This is a genomic window from Pseudomonas sp. D1-36, assembly GCF_051132205.1.
Taxonomy (GTDB): domain Bacteria; phylum Pseudomonadota; class Gammaproteobacteria; order Pseudomonadales; family Pseudomonadaceae; genus Aquipseudomonas.
On the sequence record NZ_CP071674.1, the window covers coordinates 1,842,191 to 1,855,246 of the forward strand.

Genomic DNA, 13,056 nt, shown 5'->3' on the forward strand with positions numbered 1-13,056 from the left:
ATGAATGCTGAAAACGCCTTGAAACTTGCTCGCCGGTTTATCGGGTTGCCTTTGGACAAGCGCCAGATGTTCCTGGCGGCGCTGGACAAGGAGGGCGTGGATTTCAGCAGCTTTCCCATTCCCCAGGGCGTCGAAGCCGAGGATCGCCAGGCCCTGTCCTATGCCCAGCAGCGCATGTGGTTTCTCTGGCAGTTGGATCCCGACAGCGGCGCCTACAACCTGCCCGGGGCGGTGCGGCTCAAGGGCGCGTTGAGTCTGTCGTCGCTGGAGCAGGCTTTTGCCAGTTTGGTGGCGCGTCATGAAACCCTGCGCACGGTGTTCCGGCGCCAGGCCGACGACAGCCTCTTGCAAGTGGCGACCGATGCGCCGCTGCTGATCGAGCATCAGGACCTCAGCGGCTTGCCGGCAGGCAATCGCGAGCAAGCGGTGCGCCAGGCTGCGCAAGCACAATCGATGCGGCCCTTCGACCTGTCCAGCGGCCCCTTGCTGCGGGTCGAGTTGCTCAAGATCGATGCGCAGGAGCACGTACTGCTGTTGACCCTGCACCACATCGTCTCCGATGGCTGGTCGATGAACGTGCTGATCGAAGAGTTCATCCGCTGCTACGACGCCCACGAAGCCGGCGTGCCGCCGCAACTGGCCGATTTGCCGATCCAGTACAGCGACTACGCGCTGTGGCAGCGCCGTTGGCTGGAGGCCGGTGAGCAGGGCCGACAACTGGCGTACTGGCAGGCCCAGCTGGGTGATGAGCATCCGGTGCTGGAATTGCCCACCGACCATTCGCGCCCGGCCATGCCAAGCTATCGCGGCAGCCGTTATGAATTCGCCATCGAGCCGGGGTTGGCGGAGCAACTGCGCAGCACGGCCCAGCAGCAGGGCGTCACGCTGTTCATGCTGCTGCTCGGCGCGTTCAACGTGCTGTTGCATCGCTACAGCGGCCAGTCCGACATCCGCGTGGGCGTGCCGATTGCCAACCGCAACCGCGACGAAATCGAAGGCCTGATCGGTTTCTTCGTCAACACCCAGGTGCTGCGCACCGAATTGGATGGCCAGATCCGGGTCGACGAGTTGCTGCGCCGGGTCAAGGAGACCGCGCTCGGTGCCCAGGCCCACCAGGACCTGCCTTTCGAGCGCCTGGTCGAGGCATTGAAATTGGAGCGCAGCCTCAGCCATACGCCGCTGTTCCAGGTGATGTACAACCATCAGCCCCAAGTGGCGGATGTCACCACGATCCGAACGGCGTCCGGGCTGGAACTGGACATGATCGAGTGGCAGACCCGCACCACCCAATTCGACTTGACCCTGGACACTTACGAAAAAGCAGGCACGTTGCGCGCCGCGCTGACTTATTCCGAGGACCTGTTCGAGGCGCCGACCGTCGCGCGCATGGCGCGGCATTGGCTGCGATTGCTCGCGGCGATGATTGCCGATCCGTCCCGGCGTGTCGGGGAGCTGGCGCTGCTTGATGCCGACGAGCACGCCACTCTGGTTTATGACTGGAACGCCACGGCCCAACGCTACCCGACCGAACTGTGCATGCATCAGTTGATCGAAGCCCAGGTGGCGCGCACTCCGCACGCTCAGGCGCTGATGTTTGGCGACCAGAGCCTGACCTATGCCCAGCTCGATGCCCGCACCAACCGTCTGGCCCATCTGCTGCGCGGACGCGGTGTACGAGCGGACAGCTTGGTGGGCATCTGCATCGAGCGTTCGGTTGAGATGGTGCTTGGCCTGCTGGCGATCCACAAGGCCGGCGGCGCCTACGTGCCGCTGGATCCGGAATATCCGCAGGATCGCCTGGCCTACATGATCGAGGACAGCGGCATCGGCTTGCTGCTGACCCAGCGCGCGCTGTCGGCGGAGCTGCTGACCGAGGGGATCGAGGTCATCGCGCTCGACCAACCGGACGGTTGGCTCGACGGTTACAGCGACAGTCGACCCGACGTCGCGGTCGACCCGCTGAACTTGGCTTACGTGATCTACACCTCTGGTTCCACCGGCAAACCCAAGGGCGCGGGCAACAGCCATGCGGCACTGGTCAATCGCTTGTGCTGGATGCAACAGGCGTATCGCCTGGATGGCAGCGACGCGGTGTTGCAGAAAACCCCGTTCAGTTTCGACGTGTCGGTGTGGGAGTTCTTCTGGCCGCTGATGACCGGAGCACGCTTGGTGATTGCCGCGCCCGGTGCCCATCGTGATCCGCGGCAACTGATCGATAGCATCAACCGTCATCGCATCAGCACGCTGCACTTCGTGCCGTCGATGCTGCAGGCCTTCATCCATGAACCTGGCGTGGAATCCTGCGAAAGCTTGAAGCGTATCGTCTGCAGTGGTGAAGCCTTGCCGCTGGATGCGCAGCAGCAGGTCTTCGCCAAACTACCGGACGCAGCGCTCTACAACCTGTACGGCCCGACCGAAGCGGCCATCGACGTGACCCATTGGACTTGCGTAGATGAGGGCGCCGATTGCGTACCGATCGGCCAGCCCATCGCCAACCTGCGTACCCATGTGCTCGACGCCGATCTGTCGCCGGTTCCGTGGGGCGTGGCGGGCGAGTTGTACCTGGGCGGGGCGGGGCTGGCGCGCAGTTATCACCAGCGTCCGACGCTGACCGCCGAGCGTTTCGTGCCGTGCCCGTTCCATGACGGCGCGCGCCTGTACCGCACCGGCGACCGCGTGCGCCAGCGCGCCGACGGTGTGATCGAATACCTTGGCCGTCTCGATCATCAGGTCAAGCTGCGCGGCCTGCGCATCGAACTGGGGGAAATCGAAGCCCGTCTCCTGCAACATCCACTGGTGCGCGAGGCCGTGGTACTGGTGCAGGACGGCAAGCATCTGGTGGGCTACCTGGTGCTGGAAAACGGCGACCCGCACGAGCAGTGGCAACAGGACCTCAAGGCCTGGCTGCTCGTCGGCCTGCCGGAATACATGGTGCCGACCTACCTGATGCCATTGGCCGGCCTGCCCGTGACCGCCAACGGTAAGCTCGATCGCAAGGCCTTGCCACAACCCGACGCCGCGCCCCGGCAAACATTCATCGCCCCGCAAGATGCACTGCAAACCGTCTTGGCTGAAATCTGGCAGAGCGTGCTTGGCGTTGAGCGCGTCGGTCTCGAAGACAACTTCTTCGAACTGGGCGGCGATTCGATCATTTCCATCCAAGTGGTGAGCCGCGCACGACAGGTTGGTGTGCATATTCATCCCCGCGACCTGTTCCAGTACCAGACCGTGCGCAGCCTGGCGCTGGTCGCCCGCCACGACAACCACAGCGCCCTGGACCAAGGTCCGGTCACTGGCGATGCCATGCTCGGGCCGATCCAGCAGCAGTTTTTCGCCCAGGCGATGCAGGCCCGCGAACACTGGAACCAATCGCTGTTGCTGACCCCACGCGAACCGATGAATGCACAATGGCTCGACGCGGCGCTGACCTGCGTCATCAACCACCACGACGCCTTGCGCCTGCGCTTCGTCGAAGACGCCGACGGTTGGCGGCAGAGCCATGCCGCGTTTTTGCAAAGCGCCGACCTGTGGCAACGCGATGCCCGATCCATCGAGCACCTGAATGCGCTGTGCGACGAGGCGCAGCGCAGCCTGGACCTGCAAGACGGGCCACTGGTGCGCGCCATGCTGGTGAACCTGGCCGACGGCAGCCAGCGCCTGGCGCTGGTTATCCATCACTTGGTGGTGGACGGCGTGTCATGGCGCGTGCTGCTGGAAGATTTGCAGCAGGCCTACGAGCAACTGGCGGCCGGTGGCGGCGTTACGTTGCCGGCCAAGACCAGCGCCTTCCAGAGTTGGACGGCGCGTCTGAGGGCCGAAGCATCGCGCTTCGATGACCAGTCGGCCTATTGGAAAAACCAGCACGAGGCCGCGTGGGACCTGCCATGCGAACGCCCGCAGGGCAGCTTGCAAAACATCCACGGCGAGAAAATCCAATGGCGCCTGGAGGCCGAACTGACCCGGCAACTGCTGCAACAGGCGCCCGCTGCCTATCGCACCCAGGTCAACGACCTGCTACTCACCGCGCTGACTCGCACCATCAGCCGTTGGAGCGGGCAGCCAAGCACATTGATCGAGCTCGAAGGTCATGGCCGCGAAGACCTTTTCGATGACATCGACCTGACCCGCACGGTGGGTTGGCTGACCAGTCTGTTCCCGGTCAAGCTGACAGCCACCGAGGACATCGGCGGCTCGATCAAGACCATCAAGGAGCAACTGCGCAGCGTCCCGGACAAGGGCCTGGGCTACGGCGTGCTGCGTCATCTGGCAGCGACGTCGGTGCAAGCTCAATGGACGGATCTGGCGCCTGCGCGCATCACTTTCAATTACCTCGGCCAGTTCGACCGCCAGTTCGATGAGGCGGCGCTGTTCCTGCCGTCCGGCGAAGGCAGTGGCGTCGCCCAGGACCCGACGGCACCGCTGGCCAACTGGCTGACGGTGGAAGGGCAGGTGCATGGCGGCGAGCTGGCGATGAGCTGGGGCTTCAGCCGTGACATGTTCGACAGCACGACCGTGCAGCAACTGGCCGATCAATACGCCGTCGAGCTCAAGGCGCTGATCGACCATTGCGTCAACCTGGCGGAACCGCAAGCCACGCCGTCGGACTTTCCGCTGGCGCGGATCACCCAATCGCAACTCGATCATCTGCCAGTGGCGGCCGGTCAGTTGGATGATGTCTATCCGCTGTCGCCGATGCAGCAGGGCTTGTTGTTCCACACGTTGTACGAGCAGGCGGCTGGCGAATACGTCAATCAATTGCGGGTGGACGTGCAAGGCCTGGATGCCGAGCGCTTCCGTGCGGCGTGGCAGGCCACTGTCGCGGCGCAGGATATTTTGCGCAGCGGCTTCGTCTGGGAAGGTGAATGGCCGCAACCGCTGCAGATCGTTCACAAGCAGGTGCAGTTGCCGTTCACGGTGCTGGACTGGCGCGAGCATGCCGACCCGGCCCACGCCCTCGCCGCGTTAGCCGAGGCCGAGCGTGCCCAAGGTTTCGACTTGAGCCAGGCGCCGCTGTTGCGCCTGGTGCTGGTGCAGACCGGAGCGGCGCAATGGCATTTGATCTACACCCATCACCACATCCTGATGGATGGCTGGAGCAACTCGCAGTTGCTCGGCGAGGTGATGCAGCGCTACAACGGCCGCGCCCCGGCCAGCACTGTTGGGCGTTATCGCGACTACATCGCTTGGCTGCAACGCCAGGACGGCCAGCTCAGCCAGGATTTCTGGAGCGCACAGCTGGCCCCGTTGCAAGAGCCGACCCGACTCGCCCGCGCGGCCTCGGACAGCGGCGAGAGCGGTCACGGCGATCATTTCCTGATCCTCGACATGCCGCGCACCCAGGCACTGGAGTCGTTTGCCCGCCAGCAGAAAATCACCCTAAACACGCTGGTGCAAGCGGCTTGGCTGCTGTTGCTGCAACGCTATACCGGGCACCCGACCGTGACGTTTGGCGCGACGGTTGCCGGTCGCCCGGCGGATCTGCCGGGGATCGAGCAGCAGGTCGGCCTGTTCATCAACACCTTGCCGGTCATCGGCAGCCCGCGTCCGGACCAGACGGTCGGCCAGTGGCTGCAAACGGTGCAGGACCAGAACCTGAGCCTGCGGGAGTTCGAGCACACGTCGCTGGCGGACATCCAGCGTTGGGCCGGGCAGGGCGGCGAGGCGCTGTTCGACAACCTCTTGGTATTCGAAAACTATCCGATTGCCCAGGCTTTGCAGCAAGGCACTGCCAGCGATGTCACATTCGGCGACGTTGCCAACCGTGAGCAGACGCATTACGCCCTGAGCGTGGCGGTTACCCTCGGCGAACAATTGGCGCTGCACTTCAGTTACGAGCGTCGGCAGTTCGCCGACGAGATGATTGATCACATCGGCACTCATCTGCTGCATCTGCTTGAGCAATTCAGCCAGGACGCCGGACGCAATCTGGGTGAAATCGCCCTGGCCAGCGGTGCCGAACATGCGCGCCAACGTGCCGACAACCACCCGCAGCCGTACCCGGTAAACATCCCCGTGCACCAGCGCATCGCCGCGCTGGCCGCCGAGGGCCCGCAACGCACGGCGGTGATTTTCAACGACCGACACGTCAGCTACGGCGAGATCGATCGGCGCGCGAACCAACTGGCCCACACCTTGATCAGCCGCGGCGTCGGCCCGGAAACCCGAGTCGGCGTGGCCCTGCCGCGCAGCGAAGAGGTGATCGTCACGCTGTTGGCGGTGCTCAAGGCCGGCGCTGCCTACGTGCCGTTGGACGTGAGCTATCCCCGCGAACGCCTGGCTTATTTGATGAAGGACGCCGGGTTGGCGCTGCTGGTCAGCGATTCCTCGGTATCGGCCCAGTTGCCCGTGGATGAGTCGTTGCCGTTGCTGGAGCTGGACCGTATCGATCTGCGCGAACTGCCGACCAGCGCGCCCGACGTCCAACTCGACCCGCACAACCTGGCCTACGTGATCTACACCTCCGGTTCCACTGGCAACCCCAAGGGTGTCAGCGTGGCCCACGGTCCGCTGGCGATGCACTGCCAGGCCATTGGCGAGCGTTATGAAATGCGCGACAGCGATTGCGAATTCCATTTCATGTCGTTCGCGTTCGACGGCGCCCACGAGCGCTGGCTCACCAGCCTGACCCACGGTGCGTCGCTGCTGATTCGCGACGACAGCCTTTGGACCCCGGAGCAAACCTACAACGCCATGCACGAGCACGGTGTGACGGTGGTGGCGTTCCCGCCGGTGTACCTGCAACAACTGGCCGAGCACGCCGAGCGTGAAGGCAACCCGCCGAAGGTGCGCATCTATTGCTTCGGCGGCGACGCGGTGCCCAACGCCAGTTTCGAGCGGGTCAAGCGCGCCTTGCGTCCTGAGTACATCATCAACGGTTACGGTCCGACCGAAACGGTGGTCACGCCGCTGATCTGGAAGGCCGGTCGCGAGGCGTGTTGTGGCGCTGCCTACGCGCCCATCGGCAGCCGCATCGGCGACCGCAGTGCCTACGTGCTCGATGCCGACCTTAACCTGTTGCCCCAAGGCATGGCCGGTGAGCTGTATCTGGGCGGCACGGGATTGGCTCGCGGTTACCTGAACCGACCGGGGCTGACCGCCGAGCGTTTTGTCGCCGACCCGTTCAGCGCCGGCGGCTTGCTGTATCGCACCGGAGACCTGGTGCGCCAGCGCGCCGACGGCACTTTCGATTACCTGGACCGCATCGACAACCAAGTGAAGATCCGTGGTTTCCGCATCGAACTCGGTGAAATCGAAGCCAGTCTGCAAGCCCTCGATGGCGTGCGCGAAGCGGTGGTCGTGGCCCAGGAAGGCACCGCCGGCAGCGGCAAGCGTCTGGTCGCCTATGTGGTGGCGGCAGAACCTGCCCGTGAAGACTTCGCCGAGCACTTGCGTGAGCAGCTCAAGGCGACGTTGCCGGCGCACATGATTCCGGCCTATCTGCTGCTGCTCGAATGCCTGCCGCTGACCCCCAACGGCAAGCTCGACCGCAAGAACCTGCCCAAGCCCGACGCCAGCCAATCGCAACACGCCTACCTGGCGCCGCGCACTGCGCTGGAACAGCAACTGGCGGCGATCTGGCAGGACGTGCTCAAGCTTGAACGCGTGGGCCTGCGGGATAATTTCTTCGAACTGGGCGGCGATTCCATCGTCTCGATCCAGTTGGTCAGCCGCGCCCGCCAGGCCGGTATGCACTTCACGCCCAAGGACCTGTTCCAGCACCAGACCCTGGAAACACTCGCCACCGTGGTTCGCCAGGGTGAAGCCGCCCAAGTCATCGATCAGGGTCCGGTGACCGGTGAACTGGCGCTGTTGCCGGTGCAGCGGGTGTTCTTCGAACAGGCGATACCGCAGCGTCATCACTGGAACCAGGCGGTGATGCTCAAGGCGACCGAACGCCTGGATGCATCGGTTTTGAACCAGGCTTTGAATGCGTTGTTAGAGCATCATGATGGCCTGCGCTTGAGCTTCACCGAGCAGGCCGAAGGCTGGAGGGCGGTTTACCGTCTCGCCGACATTCAATGCCAAGACCTGCTCTGGACTGTGGACGCACCTGATGCGCAGGCCTTGCAAGGCATCGCCAATGAGGCCCAACGCAGCCTGGACCTGCAAGATGGGCCGTTGCTGCGGGCAGTCCTGGCGACGCTGGGCGATGGTACCCAGCGGTTGTTGCTGGCGGTGCACCACTTGGTGATCGACGGCGTGTCGTGGCGAATCCTGTTCGAGGACCTGCAAACCGCCTATCGTCAGTTGTCCAGCGGTGCGGCGCTGCGACTGCCGCTGAAGACCACCTCCGCGCAGGCCTGGGCCGAGCGCCTGCAAGCGCATGCCGGCAGCAACCGGCTGGCGCAGGAACTGGCGTTCTGGCAAGCCCAGCTCGAAGACGTCGATGCCTCGTTGCCGATGGATAACCCGGCGGGCGGCCAGCAGAACCGCCTGGCCGTGACGGTGCGCACACGACTCGACGCCACGCTGACCCGGCAACTGCTGCAAGACGCGCCCAAGGCTTATCGCACCCAGGTCAACGACCTGCTGCTCACCGCGCTGGCGCGGGTGATGGTGCGCTGGACCGGCAGCGACAGTGCGCTGATCCAGCTTGAAGGCCATGGCCGCGAAGCCTTGTTCGACGACGTCGATCTGACTCGCACCGTCGGCTGGTTCACCAGCCTGTACCCGGCGCGGCTCACGCCTCGGGCGGACTTGGGCGATTGCCTCAAGCAGATCAAGGAACAACTGCGGGCGATGCCCGACAAGGGCCTCGGTTTCGGCGCCCTGGCCCATCTGGCGGATGACGCGACGCGGGCGATCCTGGCCGGGCTGCCGACGCCCAGCCTGACCTTCAACTACCTGGGCCAGTTCGACGCCAGCTTCAACGAAGCCGACGGCGCTTTGTTCGTGCTGGCCGACGAAGCCGCCGGCGATGAGCTGGACGCCGAAGCACCGCTGTCCAATGCGCTGGCCTTGAACGGCCAGGTGTTCGGCGGCGAACTGGACCTGGGCTGGACCTTCAGCCGCGAGCAGTTCAACGAGTCCACCATCCAGGCGCTGGCCGACGATTATGGGATGGAACTGCAGCGGCTGATCGAGCATTGCTGCCGGGGCGAGCACAGCGGCGTGACGCCGTCGGACTTCCCGCTGGCGAGCCTGAACCAGCAGCAACTGGACGGACTGGCGCTGCCTCCAGCGCAGATCGTCGACCTGTATCCGTTGTCACCGATGCAACAAGGCATGCTGTTCCATGGTGTGTATGGCGACGCGAGCGGCGACTACATCAACCAACTGCGCCTGGACGTCGAAGGGCTGGACCCGGAACGCTTCCGCCAGGCCTGGCAAGCGGCGGTGGATGCCCATGACATCCTGCGCACGCGGTTTGTCTGGCAGGGTGATTTGCCGGCGCCGGTGCAAGTGGTCAGCAAGTACCTGCAACTGCCTTACAACGTGCAGGATCTGCGCGGTGAGTTATCGCCTGACCAGACCCTGCGGGCCCTGGCCGATGCCGAACGCCAGCAACTTCACTTGAGTGCGCCGGCCCTGATGCGGCTGATGATCGTGCGTCTCGACGAGCAGCGTTATCACCTGATCTACAGCCACCATCACATCCTCATGGACGGCTGGAGCAACTCGCAGTTGCTTGGCGAAGTGCTGCAACGCTACAGCGGGCAATCCGTTGCCGTATCGGGCGGTCGTTATCGGGACTACATCGCCTGGCTGCAACGCCAGGACGCGGCGCTCAGCGAAGCGTTCTGGAAACCTTTGCTGCAACGCCTGGAGGCGCCGACGCGGCTGGCCGACTCGGTGGCCAAACCAACGGACGCTGGGGTTGGTTATGGCGATCATGTGCAGGTGCTGGACGAAGCGCTGACCCGCCGCCTGGAAGCCTTCGCGCGTGCCTCGAAAGTCACGGTGAACACGCTTGTGCAGGCGGCGTGGTTGCTGCTGTTGCAGCGCTACACCGGTCGAGAAACGGTTGCCTTCGGTGCGACGGTGGCCGGTCGCCCAGCGGACCTGCCTGGCATCGAGCAGCAGATCGGTTTGTTCATCAACACCTTGCCGGTGATCGCCAGCCCTCGGGCCGAGCAGTCTTTGGACAGCTGGCTGCAAGCGGTGCAAGCGCAGAACCTCGCCTTGCGCGAGTTCGAGCACACCGCGTTGCTGGACATCCAGCGCTGGGCCGGGCAGGGCGGCGACGCGTTGTTCGACAGTTTGTTGGTGTTCGAGAACTACCCGATCGCCGAGGCCCTGGAGCAGGGCGCACCGGACGGTTTGCGCTTTGGTTCGCCGATCACTCAGGAGCAGACCAACTATCCGTTGACGCTGTTGGTGGGGCTGGAGCGGCAGTTGTCGGTGCATATGAGTTATCAGCGGGCGAGTTTCTCGGCGGTTACCGTGGAGCGGTTGGCGGGGCATTTGGCTCAGTTGCTCGGACAGATGACGGCTAATGGCGAGCGCCCGTTGGGTGAGCTGTCGATGCTGGAATTCGATGAACACCAGCGCCTGATCCATGACTGGAATCCGGTGGATGCGCCGTTCGAGCAAGACCTATGCATCCATCAATTGATTGCCCGCCAAGCGGAAAACACCCCGGACGCCTTGGCGGTGACGTTCAATGATATTCGCCTGAGCTACAGCGAACTCGACGGCCGCGCCAATCGTCTGGCCCATAAACTGATCGAGCTGGGCGTCGGCCCGGAAGTGCGCGTGGGCGTGGCGATGCCGCGCTCCGAGCAACTGCTGATCGCCTTGCTGGCGGTGCTCAAGGCTGGCGGCGCGTATGTGCCGCTTGACCCGGATTACCCGGCCGAGCGCGTGGCCTACATGCTCGACGACAGTCGGGCGAAGGTGCTGTTGACCGAGCAGGCTGTGGCTTTGACGTTGACCGTTCCGGCTGGAACCGAAGTGCTGATGCTGGATCGGGTTGAATTGACCTCATATCCCTTAAAAACACCGGACACAGCGGTCACACCAGACAACCTCGCCTACGTCATCTACACCTCCGGTTCCACCGGCAAACCTAAAGGCGTGGCCATCGCCCACCGCAACGTTCTGGCGCTGATCGACTGGTCGAAAACCGTCTACAGCCGCGACGACATCCAAGGCGTGCTGGCCTCGACCTCGGTGTGTTTCGACCTGTCGGTGTGGGAGCTGTTCGTGACCCTGGCCAACGGCGGTTCGCTGATCATCGCTCGCAATGCCCTGGAACTGCCGCACCTGCCGGCCCGCGACCAGGTGCGCCTGATCAACACCGTACCCTCGGCCATCGCGGCGTTGCAGCGCAGTGGGGATATCCCGCAGAGCGTGCGCATCATCAACCTGGCCGGTGAGCCGCTGAAGCAAAGCCTGGTGGATGCCCTCTACCCCACACCCCTAACCTGTGGGAGCGAGCCTGCTCGCGAAAGCGGTGGGTCAGGCAACCCGATGCAAACTGACAGGACGCCTTCGCGAGCAGGCTCGCTCCCACAAGGGGGGGAGCATGTCCATGGCATCATCAACCTGGCCGGTGAACCGCTGAAGCAGAGCCTGGTGGATGCCCTCTACCCCACACCCCTAACCTGTGGGAGCGAGCCTGCTCGCGAAAGCGGTGGGTCAGGCAATCCGATGCAAACTGACAGGACGCCTTCGCGAGCAGGCTCGCTCCCACAAGGGGGGGAGCATGTCCATGGCATCATCAACCTGGCCGGTGAGCCGCTGAAGCAAAGCCTGGTGGATGCCCTCTACCCCACACCCCTAACCTGTGGGAGCGAGCCTGCTCGCGAAAGCGGTGGGTCAGGCAATCCGATGCAAACTGACAGGACGCCTTCGCGAGCAGGCTCGCTCCCACAGGGGATTGAGCATGTCTATGACCTTTATGGCCCATCGGAAGACACGACTTACTCAACCTGGACCCGCCGCACCCAGGGCGGCACGGCCAATATCGGTCGCCCACTCAAGCACACCGCCAGCTACCTGTTGGACGCCAACCTGCAACCGGTCCCCCAAGGCGTGTCCGCTGAGCTGTACCTGAGTGGCGCGGGCATCACCCGGGGTTACCTTGGCCGCGCGGCGATGACCGCCGAAAAATACGTGCCCAACCCGTTCTCCACCACCGGCGAACGCCTCTACCGCACCGGCGACCTGTGCCGTTATCGCGACAACGGCGTGCTCGAATACCAGGGCCGCATCGACCATCAGGTGAAGATCCGCGGCTTCCGTATCGAGCAGGGGGAAATCGAGGCGCGACTGCTGCAACAGCCCGAGGTCAAGGAGGTGGCGGTGCTGGCCCAGGAAGGGCCGGGCGGGCAGCAGTTGGTGGCCTATGTGGTGGCTTCGGCGGATGCCGACACCCTGCGCGATCCACTCAAAGCCCGCCTCAAGGAACATCTGCCCGACTACATGATCCCGGCGCACTGGCTGTTCCTCGATCACCTGCCGTTGACCCCCAACGGCAAACTCGACCGCAAGGCGTTGCCGGGCATCGAGGCCCGGCGATCGCAAAACGCATACCAAGCACCGATCAGCAAACTGGAACAGCAAGTCGCGGCGATCTGGGCCCAGGTGCTCACCGTCGAGCGCGTGGGCCTGAACGATCACTTCTTCGAGTTGGGCGGCCACTCGCTGCTGGCGGTCACCGCCGTCTCGCGCATGACCCTCGAACTGGGGTTGAGCCTGACCCCGCAACTGCTGTTCCAGCACCCCGTCCTGCAGGATTTCGTCGCCCGACTCGACAGCACGAACGGGCCAATCAATGAAGAGAAACTGAACAAGCTGGACGCCCTGCTTGATGAAATGGAGGAAGTCTGATGGACAAGAGTGTTGCTTTGAGGGTCGCCAAGCGCTTTATCACTCTGCCGCTGGACAAACGCAGGCTGTACCTTGAGAAGATGCTGGAAGAGGGCGTCTCGCCGGCCAACCTGCCGATCCCCGAGGTGCGTTCCGGGTTCGAGCATATCCCGCTGTCCTACGCCCAGGAGCGTCAGTGGTTCCTCTGGCAAATGGAGCCGCACAGTTCGGCCTATCACATCCCCAGCGCCCTGCGCCTCAAAGGTCGATTGGACGTGCCGGCGCTGGAACGCAGCTTCAACG

The 13,056-nt window shown here is 64.0% G+C and carries 2 protein-coding genes (1 of these 2 running past the window's edge); both read left to right on the plus strand.

Annotated features, from left to right (window positions below):
- Complete coding sequence (locus J3P76_RS08410) at window positions 1-12,774, plus strand: non-ribosomal peptide synthase/polyketide synthase (protein WP_434701735.1); 12,774 nt, start codon at window positions 1-3, stop codon at window positions 12,772-12,774.
- Window positions 12,774-13,056: the 5' end (the start) of a non-ribosomal peptide synthase/polyketide synthase gene (locus J3P76_RS08415; RefSeq protein ID WP_434701736.1), read on the plus strand. Its footprint extends 13,280 nt past the window's final position; only the first 283 of its 13,563 coding nucleotides appear in the window; it begins with the start codon at window positions 12,774-12,776; the stop codon falls past the right edge of the window. Before J3P76_RS08410 ends, J3P76_RS08415 begins: the two co-directional genes overlap by 1 nt.